Annotated in this window: 20 protein-coding genes; 17 read left to right on the top strand and 3 right to left on the bottom strand. The window is 48.6% G+C overall.

Features of this window, described 5'->3' with window-relative positions:
* Positions 1-118: 118 nt before the first annotated feature.
* Together FHP88_RS11850 and FHP88_RS11855 are read right to left on the bottom strand one after the other, a co-directional pair.
* The gene (locus FHP88_RS11850) at positions 119-592 is read right to left on the bottom strand and encodes a DUF302 domain-containing protein (RefSeq protein ID WP_144359284.1); all 474 of its coding nucleotides are present in this window, start codon (positions 590-592) and stop codon (positions 119-121) included.
* 107 nt (positions 593-699) lie between these two features.
* Positions 700-2016, bottom strand: coding sequence for a TRZ/ATZ family hydrolase (locus tag FHP88_RS11855; RefSeq protein WP_260843269.1), 1317 nt, complete (start codon positions 2014-2016; stop codon positions 700-702).
* Between the two features lie 61 nt (positions 2017-2077).
* On the opposite strand from FHP88_RS11855, the gene mtnA reads away from it, so the two are divergent.
* From mtnA to FHP88_RS11890, 7 genes are all read left to right on the top strand, one after another.
* Positions 2078-3154: an S-methyl-5-thioribose-1-phosphate isomerase gene (gene mtnA, locus FHP88_RS11860; protein WP_260843270.1), complete on the top strand. Its 1077-nt coding sequence runs from the start codon at positions 2078-2080 to the stop codon at positions 3152-3154.
* A 175-nt stretch (positions 3155-3329) separates the two neighbouring features.
* Positions 3330-5933, top strand: a complete 2604-nt coding sequence (gene gyrA / locus FHP88_RS11865) for a DNA gyrase subunit A (protein WP_144359286.1) — start codon at positions 3330-3332, stop codon at positions 5931-5933.
* Positions 5934-5973: 40 nt separating this feature from the next.
* Positions 5974-7053 carry a 3-phosphoserine/phosphohydroxythreonine transaminase gene (serC, locus tag FHP88_RS11870; protein WP_144359333.1) on the top strand — a complete coding sequence of 360 codons (1080 nt, stop codon included), beginning with the start codon at positions 5974-5976 and terminating at the stop codon, positions 7051-7053.
* Positions 7054-7297: 244 nt separating this feature from the next.
* Positions 7298-8473 (top strand): phosphoglycerate dehydrogenase, encoded by a 1176-nt coding sequence (locus FHP88_RS11875; RefSeq protein ID WP_144359287.1) that lies wholly within the window; start codon positions 7298-7300, stop codon positions 8471-8473.
* 180 nt (positions 8474-8653) lie between these two features.
* Positions 8654-9739, top strand: a complete 1086-nt coding sequence (gene pheA, locus FHP88_RS11880) for a prephenate dehydratase (protein ID WP_144359288.1) — start codon at positions 8654-8656, stop codon at positions 9737-9739.
* A gap of 18 nt (positions 9740-9757) precedes the next feature.
* Positions 9758-10870, top strand: a complete 1113-nt coding sequence (gene hisC / locus FHP88_RS11885; RefSeq protein WP_144359289.1) for a histidinol-phosphate transaminase — start codon at positions 9758-9760, stop codon at positions 10868-10870.
* Entirely contained in the window at positions 10870-11748 is an 879-nt protein-coding gene (locus FHP88_RS11890) for a prephenate dehydrogenase (protein WP_144359334.1), read from the top strand. Before hisC ends, FHP88_RS11890 begins: the two co-directional genes overlap by 1 nt.
* 24 nt (positions 11749-11772) lie before the next feature.
* Here FHP88_RS11890 and FHP88_RS11895 read toward each other — a convergent pair whose 3' ends face one another.
* Entirely contained in the window at positions 11773-11976 is a 204-nt protein-coding gene (locus FHP88_RS11895; protein WP_144359335.1) for a DUF1289 domain-containing protein, read from the bottom strand.
* A 517-nt stretch (positions 11977-12493) separates the two neighbouring features.
* On the opposite strand from FHP88_RS11895, the gene FHP88_RS11900 reads away from it, so the two are divergent.
* The 10 genes from FHP88_RS11900 (at position 12494) to FHP88_RS11945 (ending at position 25253) form a co-directional block, all read left to right on the top strand.
* The gene (locus FHP88_RS11900; RefSeq protein ID WP_260843271.1) at positions 12494-13132 is read left to right on the top strand and encodes an XrtA/PEP-CTERM system exopolysaccharide export protein; all 639 of its coding nucleotides are present in this window, start codon (positions 12494-12496) and stop codon (positions 13130-13132) included.
* Positions 13133-13213: 81 nt separating this feature from the next.
* Positions 13214-14800 carry an XrtA system polysaccharide chain length determinant gene (locus FHP88_RS11905; protein WP_144359291.1) on the top strand — a complete coding sequence of 529 codons (1587 nt, stop codon included), beginning with the start codon at positions 13214-13216 and terminating at the stop codon, positions 14798-14800.
* On the top strand, positions 14797-15741 hold the full coding sequence (locus tag FHP88_RS11910) for an XrtA-associated tyrosine autokinase (RefSeq protein ID WP_144359292.1): 945 nt from the start codon (positions 14797-14799) through the stop codon (positions 15739-15741). The genes FHP88_RS11905 and FHP88_RS11910 overlap by 4 nt, the downstream gene beginning before the upstream one ends.
* A gap of 57 nt (positions 15742-15798) precedes the next feature.
* Entirely contained in the window at positions 15799-17196 is a 1398-nt protein-coding gene (locus FHP88_RS11915; protein WP_186297697.1) for a TIGR03016 family PEP-CTERM system-associated outer membrane protein, read from the top strand.
* A 14-nt stretch (positions 17197-17210) separates the two neighbouring features.
* Positions 17211-18362, top strand: coding sequence for a non-hydrolyzing UDP-N-acetylglucosamine 2-epimerase (gene wecB / locus FHP88_RS11920; protein ID WP_144359294.1), 1152 nt, complete (start codon positions 17211-17213; stop codon positions 18360-18362).
* A complete protein-coding gene (locus FHP88_RS11925) occupies positions 18362-19228 on the top strand; it encodes an XrtA system polysaccharide deacetylase (RefSeq protein ID WP_260843272.1) in 867 nt (288 codons plus the stop codon). The genes wecB and FHP88_RS11925 overlap by 1 nt, the downstream gene beginning before the upstream one ends.
* A gap of 233 nt (positions 19229-19461) precedes the next feature.
* Positions 19462-20541, top strand: coding sequence for a FemAB family XrtA/PEP-CTERM system-associated protein (locus FHP88_RS11930; protein ID WP_260843273.1), 1080 nt, complete (start codon positions 19462-19464; stop codon positions 20539-20541).
* Positions 20504-21772, top strand: a complete 1269-nt coding sequence (locus tag FHP88_RS11935) for a TIGR03087 family PEP-CTERM/XrtA system glycosyltransferase (RefSeq protein ID WP_260843274.1) — start codon at positions 20504-20506, stop codon at positions 21770-21772. The genes FHP88_RS11930 and FHP88_RS11935 overlap by 38 nt, the downstream gene beginning before the upstream one ends.
* Positions 21762-23357 carry an exosortase A gene (gene xrtA, locus FHP88_RS11940; RefSeq protein WP_144359295.1) on the top strand — a complete coding sequence of 532 codons (1596 nt, stop codon included), beginning with the start codon at positions 21762-21764 and terminating at the stop codon, positions 23355-23357. The genes FHP88_RS11935 and xrtA overlap by 11 nt, the downstream gene beginning before the upstream one ends.
* Positions 23358-23360: 3 nt before the next feature.
* On the top strand, positions 23361-25253 hold the full coding sequence (locus tag FHP88_RS11945; RefSeq protein WP_144359296.1) for an XrtA/PEP-CTERM system amidotransferase: 1893 nt from the start codon (positions 23361-23363) through the stop codon (positions 25251-25253).
* Positions 25254-25261 lie beyond the last annotated feature (8 nt).

Here is a 25261-nt window from a genome sequence, read left to right on the forward strand (position 1 = left end):
CGATCAGCTCAGCCATCAGACTCGTTAAATAGGCTCGCTATTCACCTTGTCCGATAATCTAATTTGATTCGTCCCCAGTGTTTTCGCTCCAACCGGATTAATCCGGCAGTCTCACAGATCACTCCATGGCTTCTCGTATGATCCCTTCATAGAGTGTGATCAGCGCTTTTTCTGCTTCGTCTGCTTTACCCAGCATGTGTGGGCTTCGGTAAGTCAGGAACACTGATCCGGGATGGGATTGCAGTGTGTAGATGCCAACTGTCAGCGGACAAATGGAGAGGTTCGCGGGGTGAGCGCTGGACATCTGATGGGATAGCTTGATGTTGCAGAACTCAAATGACTCGGCTTTTTCATAAATGGCATTGGCAAGGCCGGTGTCGGCTGCAGTGCGGTTGAACATGTCGCTGATGTGCAGGGTGTTTGTGATCAGCATGCCGCGGCCAGTGATGGCGATATCCAGATTGGATTTGATCGAATCATAGTCGTCCTGCAGCTGGTAGACGACGATAGGGGCGTCTTTAGGGGTAATGGGTTCCTGGGCCAGCGCCAGTGTGCTATGGGTAAGTAGTAAAATCAGTGTGAGGTGGCGCATCATTGACTCCTTTAATACCTGATGTGCATGAATAACATTAGGGTAACAGGTGAGAAGCAGCAGTAGTCACCTATATTCCCCTTTAATACAGATATACAGATAGATAATTATTCAAATTCAGCGATACGCTCCTGCCAGATCTGGGCCTGCTGGATGATCTCCTGGCTGTCGAGCGTGGTAAGGCGGCCACCGTGGAGAACCTGCTTTCCGGCGATCCACACATCCGTTACTTTCTCTCTGCCGGTGGCATAGACGAGCTGGGATATCGGATGATAGATCGGTTGTGTCTCCAGACCTCCCAGATTGACCGCCGTGAGATCGGCGGCCTTACCCGCTTCCAGTGAGCCTGTCTTATCGGCAATGCCTAATGCAATGGCACCATTGATTGTCGCCATGCGTAGGGCTGTGTGTGCCGGTATGGCACTCGCGTCATTGGCGATACCTTTGGCAAGCAGTGCGGCAGTGTGCATCTCACTGAACATATCGAGATCATTATTACTGGCCGCGCCGTCGGTTCCAAGGGCGATATTAATGCCTGCCTGATGGAGCGTTGCCACTGGGCAGAAGCCTGAGGCCAATTTCAGATTGGATTCAGGACAATGAACCACACTGGCTCCACTGCTGGCGAAAAGTTCGATCTCTTCCGGTTCAAGCTGGGTCATGTGTACGGCGGTTAGGGCGGGGGAGAGGAGTCCCAGCTGTTGGAGCCGTTCAATCGGCCGGTTACCGTAGTGACTTATCCCCTGGCTAATCTCATCTTTGGTTTCATGCACATGCATGTGTATAGGGATCTCCAATTCATCAGCCAGTACCCGAATGCGTTTAAATGGGGCGTCGGACACGGTATAGGGGGCATGGGGTGCAAAGGCGGTGCTGATCAGGCTGTGACTGCGAAACTGATCATGTACCTCCAGTCCTCGGCTGATGTACTCATCGGCGTTATTGGCCCAGGCTGAGGGAAAGTCAATAGTGATCAGGCCGACAACGGCTCGCATGCCGGCTGCGGCACAGACCTTGCCGGTGACCTCTGGGAAGAAGTACATGTCGTTAAAGCAGGTGGTGCCACCTCGGATCATCTCTGCGATGGCCAGGCGAGTGCCATCGGCAATGAATTCTTCGTTGATCCAGCGTCCTTCCGTAGGCCAGATGTGCTCGTTAAGCCAAGTCATCAGTGGCAGGTCATCTGCCAAGCCGCGCATCAAACTCATGCTGGCATGGGTGTGGGCATTGATCAGCCCGGGTATCAGCGCATGCCGTGGGAGCTCATGTACGCTCTTGGGTTGATACTTTGCACGGGCCTGGTCGGCGGGCAGTATCTCCAGGATTTTACCTCCCTGGACGGCCAGGGCGTGATCAATGAGGACCTGCTGCTCAGGAATGACCGGAATAATCCATCGAGCAAATATGAGTGTATCAATTATCAAGTGTCTGTCCGTTTGGTGTGCGCCTGTCGGGCTTAATCGGTTAGAATAAACCGAATTTGCCATGGGTTTAAACAAGATGGAAGCACAACCGCTCACGATTCGCGCGAATCCTGATAAAGCCATTGTCTGGGAACATGATCGACTCTATCTGCTGGACCAGCGAATTTTGCCTACACAAGAGGGTTATATCGAGTTACAGACGGCAACCGCTACCGCTGATGCAATCCGCGATATGGTAGTACGCGGTGCGCCTGCCATTGGCATAACGGCCGCATTTGGTGTGGTGCTGGCAGCACGCTCCGCTTTCAAGGCATCAACTGAAAACTGGCGTGAACTGATTCAGGATGAGCTGGATATTCTGGCTGCATCACGCCCGACGGCGGTGAATCTTTTCTGGGCCTTGTCGCGAATGAAGCAACTGATTGCATCAATGGGTGAGGAAAATCCAGAACCACGACTTTTGCAGGAAGCGATGCTGATTCATCAGCAAGATATCGCAGCTAACAAAGCAATGGGGGCATTGGGTGCTGCCCTGATTGAAGGCAATACCTCTGTCATTACCCATTGCAACGCCGGTGCGTTGGCCACGGGAGGCTATGGCACCGCATTGGGTGTGATTCGCAGTGCCCATGCCGCCAATAAAATCGAAAGGGTCTATGCCGATGAGACGCGCCCCTGGATGCAGGGATCCCGATTGACGGCCTGGGAATTGGCTCAAGACAGTATTCCTGTCACGCTTTTGACGGATGGTGCAGCAGCCAGTCGAATGGCGCGAGGGGGAATTGGTTGGATTATCGTGGGCTCTGATCGCATTGCAGCCAATGGTGATGTGGCGAACAAGATCGGCACTTACAATTTAGCGGTGGCGGCAAAATTCCATGGTGTGAAGGTCATGGTAGCGGCACCGACCTCCACGATTGACATGTCGGCAGCCTCTGGCGCTGACATTCCTATTGAATTCAGAGATTCTGCCGAAGTGCTCAAATGGCATGGCCGCCAGATCGCGGCGCCGGGTGTTGATGCCTGGAATCCTGTATTTGATGTGACGCCAGCGGCTTTGGTTGATGCGATCGTCACCGAACGTGGGGTTGTATTATCGCCAAATAGTAAAAAGATGGCTGAATTGATGGGCGTTTAAGCTGAGAGCCGCAAAATGCCGTTTTCAGCGGCTTTTTTTTCAGGTAGTACCTTCCCGGAATGTGTTATTATAAGCGGCTTAGAAAAGCCGCGAGTCAGGTCTATGAATATCTTGGCCTGGGTTGTCCCAAATTAGAAAGAAAGTTGTCTTAAAAGACAGGGTTAATGAACCGCTTATGACCGATTTTGCCAAAGAAGTCCTCCCGGTCAATCTCGAAGATGAGATGCAGGCGTCCTATCTCGATTATGCCATGAGCGTTATCGTCGGACGCGCCCTCCCTGATGTACGTGACGGACTGAAACCCGTCCATCGGCGTGTGCTTTACGCCATGAGCGTGCTGGGAAATGACTGGAATAAACCCTATAAGAAATCTGCCCGTGTGGTGGGTGATGTCATTGGTAAGTATCACCCGCACGGTGATACCGCTGTTTATGACACCATCGTACGTATGGCCCAGCCTTTCTCCATGCGCTATATGCTGGTCGATGGTCAGGGTAACTTCGGTTCTGTGGACGGCGATGCGCCGGCTGCGATGCGTTACACCGAAGTACGCATGGCTCGAATCGCCCACAGCATGTTGGACGATCTCGATAAAGAGACCGTTGATTTCACCGCCAACTATGATGAATCGGAGCATGAGCCGGCGGTATTGCCAGCCAGGACCCCTAATCTGCTAGTCAATGGTTCCACCGGTATTGCGGTGGGCATGGCGACGAATATTCCGCCGCATAATCTGACAGAGACCGTCAACGGCTGTATTGCGCTGATTGATGATCCGAGTATCACCATTGATGGGCTGATGGAATATATTCCAGGACCCGATTTTCCCACGGCAGCCATTATTAATGGTGCTCGAGGCATCCATGAGGCCTACCACACGGGTCGTGGCCGCATCTATGTGCGGGCGCGCACCGAAATTGAGACCAACGAAAAGACCGGTAAGCAGACCATCGTGGTTCATGAGCTACCGTACCAGGTCAACAAGGCCCGCCTGCTGGAAAAGATTGCCGAACTGGTCAAAGAGAAGCGCATAGAGGGTATTACCGAACTACGTGATGAGTCCGATAAGGATGGCATGCGTATGGTGATTGAATTGCGTCGCGGTGAAGTGGCCGAGGTGATATTGAACAACCTCTATCAGCACACCCAGATGCAGAATGTATTCGGCATCAATATGGTCTCCCTGGTGGATGGTCAACCACGCCTGCTCAATCTGAAGCAGATGCTGGAGTACTTCATCCGCCATCGTCGTGAGGTGGTCACCCGCCGGACCCTGTTTGAACTACGCAAGGCGAGAGATCGCGCCCATGTGTTGGAAGGTCTTGCCGTTGCGCTGGCCAATATCGATGAAGTGATCAAGATGATCCGCGAAGCGGCCAGCCCGGCCGATGCCAAGCGCGGTTTGCTCGAACGTCATTGGAAGTCGGGTGCTGTCGAAGCGATGTTGGAGCGGGCCGGTTCCAACGCTTCACGTCCCCAGGAACTGGCCGCAGAGTTTGGACTCGGTGAGCAGGGTTACCGCCTGACCGAGACTCAGGCCCAGGCAATTCTTGATCTGCGTTTGCATCGATTGACAGGTCTTGAGCAGGATAAAATATTAAACGAATACAGTGAGATAATAGATAAAATTAAAGATTTACTTGATATTTTATCTAGCCCTGATCGATTGATGCAGGTGATTCGTGATGAGCTGATTGCCATACGCGATCAATATGGTGATGAGCGTCGTACTGAGATTATCACCACCCGACTGGATCTCACGTTGGAAGATCTGATAACGGAAGAGGACGTGGTTGTTACGCTTTCGCATGCCGGATACGCCAAAGCCCAGACGCTGGATATCTATCAAGCTCAACGGCGTGGCGGAAAAGGCAAGACAGCCACCAGTACCAAAGACGAAGATTTTGTTGATCAGCTGTTTGTGGCCAATACCCACGATACGATTCTCTGCTTCTCAAGTCGGGGGCGGGTCTACTGGATGAAGGTCTATGAACTGCCGCAGGCCGGTCGAAATGCCCGCGGCAAGCCGATTGTCAATCTTCTACCACTGGAAAAAGATGAGCGGATCAACGCCGTTTTGCCTATTCGTGAGTATTCCGAAGATAAATACATCTTCATGGCGACCAGTTCAGGTACCGTGAAGAAGACACCGTTGATTAATTTCTCGCGACAACGCGCCAGTGGCATTATTGCTGTGGATCTGCGGGAAGATGATCAGTTGATCGGTGTTGCAGTAACGGATGGCCAGCAGGATATCATGCTGTTTACCTCGGCCAGCAAGGCGATTCGCTTTAACGAATCTCAGGTGCGCCCGATGGGACGTACCGCCTGTGGTGTACGTGGTGTGAAACTGGCTGAAGGCCAGCAGGTGATCTCATTGATGATTGCTGAGTCGGGTAAGACGGTACTCACTGTGACCGAAAATGGCTATGGTAAGCGCACCCCGGTTGAACAGTTCCCGTTACGGGGTCGTGGTGGTATGGGTGTGATCTCCATCAAGGCGTCTGCCCGCAATGGTGAGCAGGTAGGTGCGGTGCTGGTGGATGAAGGCGATGAGGTGATGCTGATTACCGATGGTGGCACGTTGGTACGTACCCCTATTTCCGATGTATCAGTTATGGGGCGTGATACCCAGGGCGTCACCATGATTCGTCTCTCCAAGAAGGAGAAGCTGGTCAAAATCGAGCGCATTGAGTCGCTTGAGGGTGACGATGATGATTCTGAGGTCGATCTCGCTGATGACGCCGCCGATAGGGATACTGAATCTACCGAGGAGTAACACTCCTCGTTTTATAAAATAGAGAGCTGGAGAGTTAATGATGTCACGAGTCTACAATTTCAGCGCTGGGCCAGCGGCCCTGCCGGAAGAGGTACTGAAGCAGGCCCAGGAAGAGATGGTCGATTGGCACGGTTGCGGTATGTCCGTCATGGAGATGAGCCATCGTGGCAAAGAGTTTATGTCTATCGCAGCGCAGGCTGAAGCTGATCTGCGTGAGCTGATGGCAGTGCCTGCCAATTACAAAGTGCTGTTTCTCCAGGGCGGTGCCTCCAGTCAGTTCTCAATGGTCCCGATGAACCTGCTACGGGGCAAGAGCAGTGCCGATTATATCAATACCGGCTCCTGGTCTAAAAAAGCCATCTCTGAGGCGAAAAAATACTGTAATGTCAATGTGGTAGGTGAAACACCTGCGGGACAATTTACCGTTCCTGCTGCCGATTCGCTACAGCTCAATGCTGATGCGGCCTATCTGCACTACACCCCAAATGAAACTATTCAGGGTATCGAGTTCCCCTATCTGCCAGAAAGTGGTGACGTACCCTTGGTAGGAGATTTCTCCTCTACTATCCTTTCCCGTCCAGTCGATGTATCCAAGTATGGTGTGATCTATGCGGGTGCCCAGAAAAACATCGGCCCTGCTGGTTTGACGGTGGTGATTGTCCGTGAAGATCTGATTGGTGAGACCATTGCCGGCACACCGGCCATGTTTGATTACCAGATACAGTCGGAAGGCGAGTCCATGTATAACACACCACCGACCTACGGTTGGTATCTGGCCGGCCTGGTGTTCCAGTGGTTGAAGAGTAAAGGTGGACTTGCCGGGATGGCTGAGATCAATCAACGCAAATCTGCTGCGTTGTATGCCGCAATTGACGCCTCAGATTTCTACAATAATCCGGTTGAGGTGAATTGCCGCTCCTGGATGAATGTGCCCTTTACCTTGGCGGACGCAGAACTGGACGCGAAGTTCCTGGCTGATGCGAAAGAGGCCGGTCTTGTGACGCTGAAGGGACATCGCTCTGTCGGTGGTATGCGTGCCAGCATCTATAACGCCATGCCGGAGGCTGGCGTGCAGGCCCTGATCGATTTCATGGCTGATTTCGAAAAGCGTAACGGCTGATTATTCAGGGACGTGGGATAGATAGAGATAGGGTGGTTTTGATGTAATAAAATAATACGCGTAATTTATTAAAAACAATGAATTACGAATTATTTATAATCTATTTTGTTGCGCTTTTTTAGCGATAAATCGTACCGCCCTCAGCAACCCGATACCGGGGAGGTTATTCTCCCCGGTACTCTTTGTTTAATCTCCAGATGTGCTGCGTTCCCTTATTAAAATATAAAAAAGAGGGAGAACATCTATGCACAAAATATTGACCTTGAATAACATTTCCGTGGCTGGATTGGATCGGCTACCCCGAGACAGTTTTGAAATTGCTTCGGAGATTACTCACCCGGATGCCATTCTGCTGCGCTCCTACAAAATGCACGAAATGGAGATCCCCAAGACGGTGAAGGCGATTGGGCGTGCTGGCGCGGGGGTCAATAATATCCCTGTCGATCGTATGACCGAACAGGGTGTGGTGGTGTTCAATGCCCCTGGTGCCAATTCCAATGCAGTAAAAGAATTGGTTTTGGCAGGCATGCTGATGGCAGCACGCAATATTGGCCAGGCCTGGGCCTTTTCTAAAGGATTAAGTGGCGAAGATGCCGAGATCAATAAAGCGGTTGAGGCGGGCAAAAAGAATTTCGTCGGTTTTGAATTGCCCGGACGTACCCTGGGTGTGATTGGCCTGGGTGCGATCGGTGTCAGGGTGGCCAATGCGGCCCATGCTCTGGGTATGAATGTCATCGGTTACGATCCAACCATTACTGTCAGAAGTGCCTGGCAGCTCTCATCGGATATCAAGCAGGCCTTGAGTGTGGATGACCTGGTTTCACGCTGTGACTTCATTACCTTCCATGTACCACTGATTGAATCAACCAAGCACATGATCAACGCAGAGCGTCTCAAGTGCATGAAAAAGAACAGTGTACTGCTGAATTTTGCCCGTTCCGGCATTATTGATGATGAGGCTGCAGTAGCTGCCCTCGACAGCGGTAAACTGTATGCCTACATCTGTGATTTCCCCAGTAACCTGCTGAAAGATCATCCCCGTTGCATCACTCTGCCGCACTTGGGTGCATCCACAGCAGAAGCAGAAGAGAACTGTGCAGTGATGGTTGCTGACCAGGTACGCAGTTATCTGGAAGATGGCAATATCACCAACTCTGTCAATTTCCCAGAGATTAATCTGCCACGAAACGGCGGGCATCGCATTGCTGTAGTGAATTCCAATGTGCCTAATATGTTGGGTCAAATCTCCACGGATCTGGCGGAGGGTGGTCTGAATATCATCGATATGTTGAATAAATCCAGAAACGATGTGGCGGTTACCTTGATTGATGTCGATGCGGCACCGGATGAGGCGACATTACAACGCATTGAGAATATAAAGGGTGTACTCTCTGTGCGCTGCATGGGTTGCTCTGAATAATCCAGTGGACTATCGGCTGAACACCTGATTAGGCTCGGTGTTCAGCCGATTTTAGTTGGAGGCACTTAATATAGCGTCTATTAAGCTAAGAAAGGGCGCTCGTCGGTTGAATCGCCATGAGGTAGAATGCCCCCTTTTAAATTGGAACGCTACAAATGTTCCGTACTTGGCCTGAGAATTATGAGTGACTCGGATAAACTTGATCAAATCAGAGCGCGTATTGATGGACTGGATAATCAGATCCAGGAGTTGATCAATCAGCGAGCCGCCGCCGCTCAAGAGGTGGCCCAGATTAAGCTTTCGGAAGATAAGGATGCCTTTTTTTATCGTCCGGAACGTGAAGCCGCCATTCTTAGGACCATCAAGGCACGCAATACCGGCCCGATGGGCAGCGAGGAGATGGCGCGCCTGTTTCGTGAAATCATGTCGGCCTGTCTTGCCCTTGAGTTGCCGATGCGCGTCGCCTTTCTTGGCCCAGCTGGAACCTTTACCCAGGCGGCAGCACTGAAGCACTTTGGTCACTCTGTTGAAACCGTACCGATGCACGCCATTCCAGATATCTTTCGTGAAGTGGAATCGGGCAATGCCCACTATGGCGTGGTACCCGTCGAGAACTCAACCGAGGGCGTAATCAACCATACCCTGGACATGTTCATCTCTTCCTCGCTCTCCATATGTGGTGAGGTGATGATGCGTATCCATCACCACCTGTTGAGTCAAGAGTCTGATCTGGCATCAATCAAGCGGGTCTACTCTCATCAGCAATCCTTGGCCCAGTGCCGGCTCTGGCTGGATCGCAATCTGCCTCACGCTGAACAGATCACCGTCGGCAGTAATGCCGAAGCGGCGCGACTGGCAGGAAAAGAGAGTGGCAGTGCGGCGATTGCGGGTGAAATGGCGGCAGAGCTTTATCAGCTGAAGGGATTAGCACGGAATATAGAGGATGAGCCGGACAACACCACCCGTTTTCTGGTGGTTGGACGCCAGAAGGCCTCACCCAGTGGCGAAGATAAAACCACCTTGATGTGTGCCACACGTAATGTGGCGGGTGGACTCAGCGCGTTACTGACACCGTTGGCAGAGCATGGCATCAGTATGTCCCGAATCGAATCACGCCCTTCCAGACAGGGCAACTGGGATTATCTGTTCTTTATTGATATCAATGGGCATCGGGATAACCCGACTGTTCAGAAAGCCATCGCCGCTCTGGAGAATGAATCCAGGCTGCTCAAGGTATTGGGCTCATATCCAAACGCCGTACTTTAATAGCCAAGGTAATCCATCATGACTGATAAACCGAACCAGTTTCTTGACATAGCTGTACCTGGGGTGACCAATCTGAAGCCCTACGTTCCAGGTAAGCCGATCTCTGAATTGGAACGTGAGCTTGGGATTACCGATTCGGTAAAGCTGGCGTCCAATGAAAACCCACTTGGCTGCAGTGAGTTAGCCAAGGCCGCCATCCAGGCTGAACTTGCAGATGTGGCGCTCTATCCTGATGGGGGGGGCGTGGCCTTGCGGACGGCGTTGGCTGCCAAACACAACGTTGCACCCAATTGCATTACCCTGGGCAATGGTTCTAATGATGTCCTGGATATGATTGCTCGAGTGTTCCTGGCACCGGGTTATGAATCACTCTTTTCCCAGTATGCCTTTGCGGTGTATCCGATCAGCAGTCAGGCGGTTGGGGCCACACTGAATATCGTGCCTGCGAAAGATTATGGTCATGACCTGGAAGAGATGCTCAACCGGGTAGGTGAGAAGACCCGTGTGGTCTGGATCGCCAATCCCAACAACCCAACCGGTACCTGGCTCAATAGTGAGGAGCTGGAAGGTTTTATTGCGGCAGTACCGGGCAATGTCATTGTGGTTGTGGATGAGGCTTATATCGAATATGTGGATGAAGCGGACTATCCCGATGCCAGTCTTTGGCTGGATAAATATCCTAACCTGATTGTTACCCGTACCTTCTCCAAGAGTTATGGACTGGCCTCCCTACGGGTTGGCTATGGCTTGGCTCATCCTGATATTACTGATCTGCTGAACCGGGTCAGACAGCCGTTTAATGTCAATAGCATGGCCTTGGCGGCAGCATTGGCTGCACTGGATGACCAGACCTTTATCCAGCGTTCCGTAGAAACAAATCGGCAGGGTATGGCGCAGCTGACCAGTGCATTTGAAGCCATGGGTCTGGAGTATATTCCTTCAGTAGGCAACTTCGTGACAGTGGATCTGGGTCGTTCGGCTGCAGAGATTGATCAGGCCCTGCTGCGTGCGGGCTGCATCACCCGACCGGTAGCCAATTACGGGCTACCCAACCATCTGCGTATCACTGTTGGACTTGAAAATCAGAACAGTCGTGTGCTGGCTGCACTGAAACAGGCATTAGCAGGATGATGATTCGACGGCTGGCAATCATCGGCGTTGGATTGATCGGTGGATCGCTGGCGCGGGCCCTGCGTAATGCGGGCGCGGTAGGCGAAATTGTGGGCTGTGGACGTGGCAAGGAGAATCTTGATAAGGCCGTTGAGCTGGGAGTGGTTGATCGTTATAGCCACGATGTGGGTGAGGCGATCCGTGGGGCAGACATGATCTTCCTTGCCGTGCCACTCGGGGCTATGCGGGAGACATTTGCAGCCATGAAAGGGCATCTCTCGGCTGATGCTGTGATCACCGATGGGGGTAGTGCAAAATTCAGTGTCATTGATGATTGTCGCGAAGTGTTTGGTGAGGTCCTATCCAATCTGGTGGCGGGTCATCCTATCGCAGGGACTGAAAATAGTGGGGTAGAGGCCTCATTCGCGGAGCTCTATCAGAACCGCCGGATTATCCTGACCCCAACGGCTGAGACTGCGGATGATGCGCTGGCTCGGGTGCAGGCAATGTGGCAGGCGTGTGGGGGCGAGATAACACTGATGAGCGTCGAACACCACGATGAGGTACTCGCAGCAACATCCCATTTGCCCCATATGCTCGCCTTTGGGCTGGTCGATACGCTGGCGCAGATGAAAGAGAATGATGAGATTTTCCGCTATGCGGCCGGTGGCTTTCGTGATTTTACGCGTATTGCATCGAGCAACCCGGTGATGTGGCGTGATGTCTGCGTTGCCAACCGTCGGGCGTTGGGGAAAATGATGTCGCATTACCTGAACGAGATGCAGGAACTAGCTCAGACCATTGAGCGGGGCGATGGTGAGGCGTTATTGGAGATCTTCACCCGGGCAAAACAGGCTCGGGATCGCTATATTGATGGTGTGCTGGATTCGACCGAATAAACCGCCCTTGTTACTCTTGGGTGCTCAACTCAACATTGGTCGGTATTTGATTCGTCGCTGATATCTTCTTTGTCGACAGATAACCAGCTTTTCCGTCCGTTCGAACGGGGTATAAGCGTTCCACTGTTTAATCTCTTCAAGCGAGCGGCCACAGCCGATGCAGATGTCGTCATCATCGAGGGTACACATACGCACACAGGGTGACTTTATCGCTTCATCCAGGTTCATCACTGTACCTACCTTGCATACATCTGAAACGATCCAGAATTAAATCGATACAAAATAGCAATCCAAAAACCGGTGTCATATGAACAATTGTAGATCAAACGGCAATTCTTCCCGGGAAGTTCATACCAAGTGGGTAGGAAAAAAATCAATAAAGTAGTAATTAAATCCATGTATAAACAATAAGATAATGCCTTTATCAGGGTATGAAAGCGGCCAAATCCTCTATTTTTTCGTTTGTGTATTCTGAATGAGGCTTCTCATGATAGGATTTTACTCTTAAGTATTGGCTCAACACGGTTCTGTAAGGTAGTATTGGGGTCTAATTTATCAATATACCCAGTAAGTTGGCTTCTTAACTTCAGGTTATGAGTGAAAAATTAAGTGTTAGAGACCGTGGTATCAGTCACAGTGTACAAATTGGTTACAAGAAAATAGGTTCTTTGTCCCTTATCCAAGTAAGGGTGTTTTAATACTCGATTTATCACAGAGAAACACATAGCGTAGGGAGAACATGCTCGTGCCTATCTACAAACTACTTACAGCGCGTCGGATACTACTTCAATGCATTTTGCTGTCCTTGATAGTGTTACTTACAGGGTGCGCATCAAAATATCCGCAGGTTACAGGTGACCAGGTTCAGGCTGAACAAGATTTTGATTATCTCATCGGTCCTGGCGATAGCCTGAATATCTTTGTCTGGGGTAACACTGAACTGACAGTAACCGTACCGGTGCGCCCAGATGGCAAGATCACCACCCGTTTGGTGGAAGATATCGAGGCCAGCGGAAAGACGCCTACCCAGTTAGCGCGTGACGTTGAGAAGGCCTATTCTGAGTACGTTAAAAATGCTGTTGTAACCGTAATTGTGGATAGTTTTGTTGGTATTCCATCACAACAAGTTCGGGTTGTGGGTGAAGCGGCAGAGCCACTATCGGTACCGTTCAGAAAACACATGACGCTGCTTGATCTTATGGTTGCCGTCGGTGGTCTGACAGAGTTTGCTGACGGAAACAAGTCTGTTCTGATTCGTAATCAGAATGGCGAGCAGCAAGTCTATAATGTCAGACTTGAAGACCTGATTAAGGAAGGTGATATTTCTGCCAACCTGGCTTTGATGCCTGGGGATATCATGATTATTCCTGAAGCATGGTTTTAGTAGTCGTTTGTTGTTGAATATTGAAACCCCAATCATTGGATGAACGATGGTCCACCCGTTTTATGGGTGTAGCAGGGAATAATGCAAGAGCTACTTGAACAGTTATATGAGTATTTGTCTGGCATATGGCGCTACCGCTGGGTAGCGCTTATTGCTGCTTGGGTGGTGGCTATTGCCGGATGGGTGTTTGTTGCCCAGTTGCCCGATAAATTTATGGCAACAGCGCGTCTGCATGTAGATTCGAATAGTGTTTTGCGTCCGCTATTGAGAGGTCTTGCGATCCAGCCAGACGTTGGGCAACGCGTTGCACTCATGAGTAAGACCCTCTTAAGCCGCCCCAACATGGAAAAGTTGATGCGGATGGTCGATCTTGATCTGAAAGTCAGAAATGATTCAGATAAAGAAGGAATAATCACCGAGTTACGTGATAATGTCGGCCTGTCTGGCGATAGTAGAAACGCTTCACTCTATTCCATTTCCTATACCCACTCTGATCGATTGATCGCTCAACGGGTAGTGCAGTCCCTTATCTCTATCTTTATCGAGAGTACGCTGGGTGATAAGCGAAAGGACAGCGCAGGCGCCCAAGAATTCTTGGACAAACAAATTGCCGAGTATGAAGTGAGACTTGCTGAGGCGGAAGGCCGCTTAGCTGATTTCAAACGTCGCTATGTTGGCACAATGCCGGGTGAGCAGGGTGGCTACTATCAGCGTCTGGAGATGGCGCGGGGGCTGCTGAGTGGAGCTGAGCTTGAGTTGCGCGAGGCAGAAAATAGACGAAACGAACTCAAGCGGCAACTAGCGGGTGAAGAGCCCGTATTTATACCGAGCGGGACTGAAGAGTTTGGGGTCGAATCAAAGTTGGATCAAAGGATACAGAACTTACAAACTCGCATGGATGATCTCCTGCTGAAATACACCGATAAACATCCTGATGTTATTGAACTGAAAGCTATCATTGCTGATCTCGAAAAAGAGCGTGAAGAGGAGTTGGCAACGCGTTCAGAAGCTCAGATGGCCTCTCCGCAACAAGGTCTACAATCCAGTCCTGTTTATCAACAGATGCGCAGCATGCTTGCTGAGTCAGAGGCCCGGGCAGCGGAGCTTCGTGTCAGGGCGGCCGAATATAAGAAGCGGGTAGAAGAGATCGAAGGTAAAGTAGATCAAATACCTTTGATTGAGGCTGAGTTGCAACAACTCAATCGAGATTACCAAGCTGTTTCAGAACAGCATCAACAGCTACTATCCCGGAGAGAGTCTGCACATCTATCCGAAAAAGCAGAGCAGGATGCCTCTGAAGTCAAGTTTCGTGTGATTGATCCACCTTTTGTTCCCTTGAAACCTACAGAGCCGAATAAACTGCTGCTGAATGCGGTTGTTTTTGTTGCGGGCTTAGGCGCTGGTATTGGATTGGCTCTTTTGATTTCAATCATTCGGCCCGTTTTTTATTCTCGTGGTGCTCTCAATCGTATAACAGGTTTGCCGGTGCTTGGCTCGGTTACACTAATAACGTCCGCAATGCAGACTCGAAAAGAGCGGATGGCAGGGGCCATGTTCTTTTCAATGATCTTATTGTTAGCAACGGCTTTTATCGGTGTCAGTTTGATGCAGGACTTGGGGATTGACCTGGTAGATAAATTGCAGAGTCTTAGAGCAAAGATTTTATGAGCATTATTGAGAAGGCTGTAGAAAAGCTTAATGCTGAAGGAAGCAAGTCCATTAGTGATGGCTTGAAAAGCCCTTCTGTAATGGAGAAAAGCCACGCTTCCGACTTCAATGCCAATATTGATAAAGTCGAAGCGGTTGCTGCCTCCACAGCTAACAAGAGTGGGGCTTCAAGCAAACCCAGGCATTATATGGAGTTACCTTTGGCGCGTCTCGATGCGCAAGGAATGGTAACACCCGATAAACCAAGAAGCGGCATTGCAGAAGAGAACCGAATTATTAAACGGCCATTGCTGATGAATATTGCCGGTCAGGTCTCAGCAGGTGCTAATAATCCAAACTTGATCATGGTCACCAGTGCTGAACCTGGTGAAGGTAAAACCTTTACGGCGATTAATCTCGCGATCAGTATTGCGATGGAACAGGATAAGACGGTGCTTCTTGTCGATGCTGATGTGGCTAAAGCCTCTGCTGCGGCAATGCTAGGTATAGCCGATGATGTGCCTGGTCTAATTGATCTACTAATGAATAAAGGAACACAGATCAGTGATGTCTTGTTACATACCAATATTCCTAATTTAAGAATTTTGCCTGCTGGACATCCCCACGAACGTTCTACGGAGTTGCTAGCAAGTGAAAGCATGCAGCAATTGATGGAGGAGTTGGCTCAACGGTATCCCGATCGGGTGATTGTATTTGATTCTCCCCCCCTACTATATACTACCGAGGCCGGTGTGCTTGCCAGTCTTATGGGGCAGATAGTTTTCGTTGTCGCAGAGAATCAGACACCACAGAATAAAGTAACGGAAGCGCTGAGTCGTCTAGGCGAAGATAAAATTATTGGACTCGTCCTGAATAAATCTAAAAAACAGGGTAAGGGTGCATACGGCTATGGCTACGGCTATGGCTATGGCTATGGTCGTGAACGCACAGGTAACGAATAGAGGCTGAATGGGATGATCATATCGGGGAGATCGTATCCTATAACCAGAGTAATTAGTTTGTCTGGTTTAACACTGTTTTCTTTCTCAGCTTTAGCTGCTGAATGGAACAGTACTGCAAGCATAAACGCCAGTGCAGTCTATACAGATAATGTGAATTTGGTCACTACTGGTAAAGAGAGTGATCTTACGCCAACGCTCACACCCAGCATTTCGCTTCATGGCAAAGGGGCTCGTGCAACCGTTGATTTAACAGCGGCAGCAGAGTTCAATGGCCAGGGTGGCGGCAATGATTCAGTTAATCCCAGGCTTCAGGCGGATGCTAAGGCGGAGCTTTTTGAAAGGGTAGCCTTTATTGATCTTAATGCAACGGCTACACAAAATGCGATTGAACCGCTTGCGGTATCTGGCAGTGGTAATCTGAATAATCGTGGTAACAAAACCACCACCTATAGCTATAAAATTAGCCCTTACCTGAAGAGCAGGTTTAAAGGTCTGGCCGATACTGAGCTTCGTTATACCTATAATGATCTCAATCATAGCGAAGGAAGCGTGGGTGATACCAGCAGCGAAACGGTTAACCTTTCCATAACGAGTGGACCTGATTTTAAACTCTTTTCTTGGGGTGTGAATGCCAGTAATAAGGTAACCGATAATGAACAGGGGCAGGTCAGTGAACTCAGCTCTGCTGATTTTGATCTGGGATACCAATTAAATAGGCGCTGGCGTGTGACGGGTTCTATTGGAACAGAGTCCAATGATTTCAACTCAGTATCCACCAACCGGGATGGATCACGTTGGGACATAGGGGCTGTATGGACGCCTAATCCAAGAACGGTATTTGATTTTGGTTTTGGGGATCGCTTCTTTGGTAGTACGAAACGATTCAGTTTTACCCATACAGGTAGACGGTCAACACTCACAGCGTCTTATTCACAGGATTTGACGGACTCCACTACGCTACTTAGCGATCAAGTTGTATTTCAGGTAGTGGATCAATTTGGACAACCCATCATCAATCCTGTTACGGGAGATCCGTTTCTGCTAGCGCAGAATATATCAACTATTGGTAATAGCACATTTGTAAATGATCAGTTAACGGTCGGCTATTCGTTAAAGGGAAGACGAACCACCCTATCCTTAAATGGCAATATTTCTGAGCAAACCTACCAAGATTCAAGTCGTGAAGTTTCGCAGTATGGTCTTGGCGCATCAATTAATCGTCAACTTTCAGGTAAAATCTCGGGTGATTTGGGACTGAACTGGAGCGAATCAGAAGAGAAGGGTACGGCATCCACACAATCAGATACCTGGCGATTAAGCGCCGGTATCAATCAAGAACTCGGACCCAAAACCAATCTCAGACTAAACTACAGCTTTACAGATCGTAGTTCTAATCAATCTGGGCAGAGTTATGAAGAGAATCGACTCTCTTTGACGCTCAATCACACACTGTAAATTTCGCGGTAAGTATGTCAAAGCAACCTATTAAAGTCCTTTGTGTTGTGGGCGCTCGCCCCAACTTTATGAAAATTGCGCCAATCATGCGTGCTATTCAAAACGCAAGCCATCGTATTGAGGCCACCTTGTTACATACCGGGCAACATTACGACGCGGCGATGAAAACAGCCTTTTTTGATCAGTTGCACATACCTGAGCCTGATATTGATCTCGGCGTAGGCTCTGGAAGTCATACCGTGCAAACAGCCGAGATTATGTTGCGTTTTGAACCGGTGCTTGATGATTTGAAACCCACGGCTGTTCTGGTACTTGGTGATGTTAACTCCACCATCGCTTGTGCATTGGTTGCAGTGAAAAAGGGTATTCCTGTCATTCATGTAGAGGCCGGTCTGCGGAGTTACGATCGTGGCATGCCTGAAGAGGTAAATCGTGTATTAACCGATCAGATTTCTGATCTTCTGTTTACCACAGAGCGCAGTGCTGAAGGCAATCTTGCCCGAGAAGGTATTGATACATCGCGTGTCCATTTTGTCGGCAATGTGATGATTGATACACTCCTCTATAATCTTGATCGGGCTGTTAATCCCGCAGAGATGATAGCGGACTTGGCGTGTACTACTCAGCAAGCCAGTTTCCAGAAAGGCTATGCCTTGGTAACAATGCATCGTCCCTCGAATGTGGATAATCCTGGAAATCTTAAAAGCTTGTTACAGACGCTCGGCAAGATCAGTACACAAATGCCGCTTATCTTTCCGATACATCCCCGGACAGCACAGCGCATCAAGGAAAACGGATTTGAATCATTAATTGAATCAAACAGGATTATTCAATTGCCTCCACAGGGCTATCTTGAGTTACTCGGGTTAATGAAGCAGGCAAAGCTGGTGTTGACCGATTCTGGTGGTATTCAGGAGGAGACAACGGCATTGGGTGTTCCCTGTGTGACGCTTCGTGAAAATACCGAACGTCCCATTACGGCTGATGAGGGCACCAATACTGTGGTGGGAATTGACCCGCAAGCGATTCATGCATGTGTCGATAATATCCTTCAAACCGGTGGGAAGTCGGGAAGGGTTCCAGAATATTGGGATGGAAAGGCGGCGGAAAGGATCGTTGAAGTTATTGCAAGCTGGGCAGCAGAGAACACTAGCGGGGCGATCTGATGTTAAATGGTGGCAAGTCACCTGATCAGCAGCAGATCATTAATGCAATGACGGTTGATGTGGAAGATTACTTTCACGTTTCTGCTTTTGAAAACCACATCAAAAAAAACCAATGGGAAGGATTGGAGTGCAGGATCGAGCGTAATATCGATCGGATTCTGGATCTCTACCGTCAGCATAACATTAAAGCCACATTCTTTACCTTAGGCTGGGTCGCCGAGCGATATCCGGCATTAATAAAAACAATTGCACAAGATGGTCACGAAATAGCTTGCCACAGTTACTGGCATCGGCGGGTGAGTAGCCAAACTCAATCTGAGTTTGCTGAAGAGATAATCGATACAAAAAAGCTGCTGGAAGATCTGAGCGGACAGGAAGTTATCGGCTATAGAGCACCCAGTTACTCTATTGGAAAAGAGAGCTTGTGGGCACATGAAGTGCTGGAAAAGGCAGGCTATCGCTACAGTTCAAGTATCTATCCCATCAGCCATGACCACTATGGTATACCTGATGCTCCGCGTTTTGCCTATCGGCCCATTGCCGATTCTGATTTTCTTGAAATACCAATTACTACATCTTTTTTACTCAATAAAAAATTCCCAGCCGGTGGCGGGGGTTATTTTCGTTTTTTCCCCTATTTTTTTTCCAGAGCTTTACTCAATCGGGTAAATCGTACGGATCAGCAACCAGGGATATTCTATTTTCATCCCTGGGAGATCGATCCGGATCAACCCAGGCAGTGCAATATCAGCCTTAAAACCACATTTAGGCACTATCTCAACTTGAATCATACTGAAAAGCGTCTCGCACGTCTTTGTAGCGACTTCAGATGGGGCAGGATGGATGAGTTGTTTTTATCTGCATAATCTGATCGACACTGGAAAAACAGGCTCTCAATTAAGTAATAACCTTTTTTTAAAAATAGGTTATATCAATCAATATTCTAGGTAATCGATATGCACTCCCCTGTACAATGGGAATTATTAAGGAATTACCTTTTTTAATTTCTAAATTGTTAGATGAGCGTGCCGATACTAAGAGTGTTTAACTGAATTAGGTCGACCTTGTTCGCCTGGTATTTGTAGAGAAGGAATTTAAAGTGAGTGAAACGGGCAACCAAATCAATTCCAGTGAGCTAGCTTTTAAATCAAAGCCCATCACCGTCACAGAACTGACATCGGGTGATTTCTCTCGCTGGGATTCTTTTGTCAACCAGGCAGACGAAGGGACTTTTTTCCACCTTTCCGGGTGGAAAGTGGTGCTCGAGCGTGCATTCAATTACCGCACCTACTATCTCTATACGGAACAAGAGGGAGAGATAACCGGCGTACTTCCCCTAGGGCACATCAAAAGTCTACTGTTCGGTAATACGCTTATTTCAGTGCCTTTCTGTGTCTACGGTGGAATCCTCGCTGTCAATAGTGAAGCGGCCTCAGCATTGCGGGATAAAGCAACAGAAATTGCGGAGGGTCTAGGTGTTGATGCACTGGAACTAAAAAACAGGGCGCCATCGGATTCTGGGTGGCCAGTCAAAGATCTTTATGTGACGTTCCGTAAAGAGATCTCAGGTGATGCTGAGGAGAATCTAAAGGCGATACCGAGGAAACAGCGCGCGATGGTCCGGAAGGGGATTAACGCGGGTCTATGCAGTGAGTTTTGTTCTGATACCGATCGATTTTTCCGTGTTTACTCCGAAAGTGTTCGGAATCTGGGAACCCCGGTCATGCCTGCAAAGTATTTTCGAATACTACAGGAAGTATTTGGGAGTGCCTGTGATGTCTTAATGATTACTCACGAAGGGCAGGATATAGCCGGGGTTATGAGCTTCTATTATAAGGATGAGGTATTGCCCTATTATGGGGGAAGTATTCCTCTAGCCCGCAATCTAAAGGGGAATGACTTCATGTATTGGGAACTCATGCGTCAGTGTGGGGAGCGGGGTATTCGCATTTTCGATTATGGTCGAAGCAAGGTTGGGGCTGGATCATACAGTTTTAAGAAAAACTGGGGTTTTACACCCGAACCACTGCATTACGAATACTATCTTGTGAAATCTGCTGCAATACCTGAGATTAATCCTAATAATCCTAAGTATGATCTTTTTATAAAGGCCTGGAAAAAGCTTCCACTCTCGGTTGCTAATGCAGTGGGTCCTGTTCTTGCCAGAAGTTTGGGCTGACTGCTCTGTTATGAAGCCACCACTACTCTATCTCTGTCATCGGATTCCCTATCCACCCAATAAAGGTGACAAGATTCGCTCGTACCATCTTTTACGATATCTATGCGAGCATTACGAAGTGTATTTAGGGGCTTTTATTGACGATCCTAATGATTGGAAATATGTCTCCGTTGTTAATGAGATGTGCAGTGAAAGTCTCTTCTTGGCCTTAAACCCGTCACGAGCAAAAATACGCAGCCTGACTGCCCTGGTAAATGGTGAGGCACTCACCCTGCCTTATTACTTCAATCGAAAAATGGCGGAGTGGGTTAACCAAATAGTTACTCAGAAACATATTGAACGTGTGATTGTTTATTCGTCAGCAATGGCACAATACGTTGAAGAGAATAATTCAACTATTACAAAACGCGTAATTGACTTTGTTGATATTGATTCAGATAAGTGGCGCCAATACGCAGAAAAGAAAACCTGGCCGATGAATTGGATTTATCGACGTGAAGCCAAAAAACTGCTTTCTTATGAAAAATTCATATCTACAAGTTTTGATGCGAGTCTGTTTGTATCATCGGCTGAAGCCGATCTGTTTCGTTCATTGATAGCGACAAGTGATGAGGAAATTACCTATTATAATAATGGTGTTGATACAGACTATTTCTCTCCCTCATCTGATTTTGTAAACCCGTATCCAGAGGATAGAGATATTGTAGTTTTTACCGGGGCGATGGATTATTGGCCAAATATCGATGCGGTCATCTGGTTTGCACAGGAAGTGTTGCCTGAAATAGCGCGGCACAACCCTGATTTGTACTTCTATATTGTCGGAAGTAATCCGTCTGAAAACGTGAGGAAGTTAGCCGATTTACCGCGTATCGAGGTAACCGGTCGGGTAGAGGATATTCGTCCTTACTTACAATTTGCAAAAGTAGCCGTTGCGCCGATGCGAGTTGCGCGGGGTATTCAGAATAAGGTGCTTGAGGCGATGGCAATGGAAAAGACCGTTGTTGTTACTCCTCAAGGTTATGAAGGGATAAATGCAGTAATTGGGACAGAAGTGATAATCGCAGAAAACGCGCAGGAAATGATTAACATAATTCCTAAAGTGGTTTCTGGGGATTATCCGAGAATGGGATCTATTGCCAGAAGCAGAGTACAATCTGACTTCAACTGGGAGGCGAACCTACCTATAGTGGGCCATTGGCTTGAGGCAGATAAAGGGAATTATGACAGATAAATCAACAAGTGAGCTGACTCAGACAAATACAGCGCCATCTGGGATATGGTCTAGCGCCATTCCCGTACTGATTCTAATGCTCGTGGGTTTGCTGGCAATATTTTATGAAACCGTCTGGTCAATGGTTTCTATCTGGTATCGTTCAGAAACCTTTGCGCATGGATTTATTATTCTCCCCATTACACTCTGGTTGATCTGGGAAAAACGCAAAGTACTCAGCACGCTCCATCCGGTCCCTGAATACCGTGTATTAGTACTCCTGTCAGGTGCAGGATTTCTCTGGTTATTGGGCTATCTGGTAAGTGCCCTGGTAATCCAGCAATTAGCACTCGTTAGCTTAATTATCTTTAGTATTTGGGTGGTACTTGGAAACAGGATTACTTGGCTTATCTCATTTCCATTAGCGTATCTTTTTTTTGCAGTACCGATGGGTGAGGATCTGGTACCTCATTTAATGGAAGTAACCGCGACCGCGACGGTATTTCTGATCAAAATGACGGGTGTTCCCGTATTCAGGGAGGGATTGTATTTTTCATTACCTTCCGGTAACTGGTCGGTGGTGGAAGCCTGCAGTGGTGTTCGCTATTTAATTGCTTCCGTCACCTTGGGAGCGCTCTATGCTTACCTTACTTACAGCGCTGTCTCTAAGCGGGTAATTTTCATTATTGTATCGGCTATTGTGCCAATTATTGCCAATACCCTTAGGGCCTACATGATCGTCATGCTTGGTCATATGAGTGATATGAAAATTGCCACAGGTGTTGATCATCTGATTTACGGCTGGCTCTTTTTCGGTTTGGTCATGCTGATTCTATTTGCCATTGGTGCAAGATGGCGTGACGATTCTAAAAGTTTCGTAGATGGGACGGAAGGAGAGGGACACATTTCTAATCAAAAGCCGTTTAGTAGTCGTTCGAATCTGCTGGCATCAGTTGCCATATTATCTGCCGTAAGCGTGTGGCCACTCCTCGGCTATGCCATGACCCATCGCTCTGTTGATTACTCCACAGCTACTGTCACATTACCAAGCGCCCTGGGCGAGTGGCGTGGAGACAATGATCCAGTCAGCGACTGGCAACCCCGTTTTCTGGGTACAACGCACTCCACATTGATCAGTTACCGTTTAGGCGACAATGCAGTTGATCTATCTGTTGGTGTTTATGGTAAACAGGAAGAAGGCAAAGAACTGATCAACAGCAAGAACGCGCTAATGGGTATAGACGAGGACCCTGCCTGGCGCATATCTGAACACAAAAAAATCAACATTGAGCATTCGGGCAGCACTCTTCCTGTTGATCAGTATCTTATAAAGGGAAAAGACCATTCGTATCAGGTGCTCAGCTGGTATCGCATAGGCGACTATCACACATCAAGCCGCTATCAGGGTAAATTACTTGAGGCATACTATCGACTCACATTTGGCCGACAGGATAGTGCGCGTGTGGTGATGGTTATTCCACATAATCCTGATATGACACAATTACAGTTGCCTGATCAAAAATTCTTTGACTTGTTGATTCCTGCACTGGGAAAAGAGTTGGATCTTTTCGCGAGTACCCCATTAGCTAATCGTAAAGAACAATAAAATATGTGCGGAATTGTTGGAATTTTTGACACGACCGGTGTGAGGGAGATCGATAGAGATCTACTCTCAAGAATGAATGAGACCCAGTTTCATCGCGGCCCGGATGAGGGAGGTCTTCACACTGAGCCGGGACTGGGATTTGGACATCGCCGTTTGTCGATCATTGATCTCGCCAGCGGTCAGCAACCACTCTTTAATGAAGATCACACCGTAGTAGTAACTTATAACGGTGAGATCTATAACTTCCCTCAATTATCTGATGAGCTGAAGGCCCTTGGTCACCAGTTTCGGACGCACTCAGATACAGAAGTTATCGTGCATGCCTGGGAAGAGTGGGGCGAATCCTGTGTTGAAAGATTTCGCGGTATGTTTGCCTTCGCCGTATGGGACAGAAACAGAGGAACACTCTTTCTGGCCCGTGATCGTCTTGGTATTAAGCCACTCTTCTACGCACTATTACCCGATGGCCGATTTATCTTTGGTTCTGAACTGAAGTCGTTACGGGTTCATGACACACTGCCAACCACGATTGATCCAGCCGCTGTTGAAGAGTACTTCACCTTTGGTTACATACCTGAGCCACGGACTATTTTTAAACAGGTATATAAGCTCTCACCCGGTTTTAGTTTAACCTTGAAAAGAGGGGCGGGGTTACCCGAACCAAAACAGTACTGGGATGTCGCGTTCAAATCACATGGACTTCTCTCTGAGTCGAGTGCTGGTGATGAACTGATAGCACGCCTCGAAGAGGCCGTAAAAATCCGCATGATGGCGGAAGTACCTCTTGGTGCATTTCTGTCTGGAGGGGTGGACTCGAGTGCGATTGTTGGACTAATGGCAGGGCTTTCTGATCAGCCTGTCAATACCTGTTCCATATCCTTTGGTGATCCCAAATTCAATGAGTCCCAGTACGCAGCCCTTGTTGCAAAAAAATTTAAAACTGCCCATCGTGTTGAACAGGTTGACCCGGACGATTTTGATCTGATCGACCACTTGGCTGATCTTTATGATGAGCCCTATGCTGACAGCTCAGCATTGCCCACATTCCGTGTCTGTGAGTTGGCCAAGAAGGAGGTCACCGTTGTATTGTCCGGCGATGGTGGTGATGAAAATATGGCAGGGTATCGCCGCTACCGCTGGCATACCTATGAAGAGCGGATGCGTAACTTACTACCCGCATCTCTTCGGCAACCACTTTTTGGATTGTTAGGAAAGGCCTATCCCAAAGCGGATTGGGCACCCCGTGTCTTCCGGGCAAAATCCACTTTTGAGTCGATGGCAAGAGACACACTACAGGGCTACATGCACAGTGTTTCGATACTCTCGAATCAGATGCGTAGCCAACTGTTCAGCGATTCACTGAAAAAAGACCTTCAAGGCTACCATGCCATTGAAGTGTTCAAGCGACATGCTAAACAATCGCCTACAGACCACCCGCTTTCATTGGTTCAGTATCTCGACCTCAAGACTTATCTCGTTGGAGATATCTTAACCAAGGTTGATAGAGCCAGTATGGCGCATGCTTTAGAAGTGCGCGTCCCGATATTGGATCACCACTTGGTTGACTGGATGTCAGGTTTATCACCTGATATGAAACTGCGCGGTACCGAAGGTAAGTATCTATTCAAAAAGGCCCTTGAACCCATGTTGCCCCATGAAATTCTCTATAGAAAAAAAATGGGCTTTGCTGTGCCTTTGGCCAGCTGGTTCAGAGGCCCCCTTAAAGAAAAAGTACGCAACAATCTGTTGAGCCGAGAGATGCTCGATTCTGGACTGTTTAATCAACGTTATCTTGAAACCTTAGTCAACCATCATCAATCGGGTGTTAGGGATTATAGTGCCAGTATCTGGACACTCCTCATGTTCCATTCATTTCTTAAGAAAATGTCAGCCTGAGACTTAAG

Source organism: Sedimenticola selenatireducens, from assembly GCF_007625115.1.
GTDB classification, from domain to species: Bacteria; Pseudomonadota; Gammaproteobacteria; order Chromatiales; family Chromatiaceae; genus Sedimenticola; species Sedimenticola selenatireducens_A.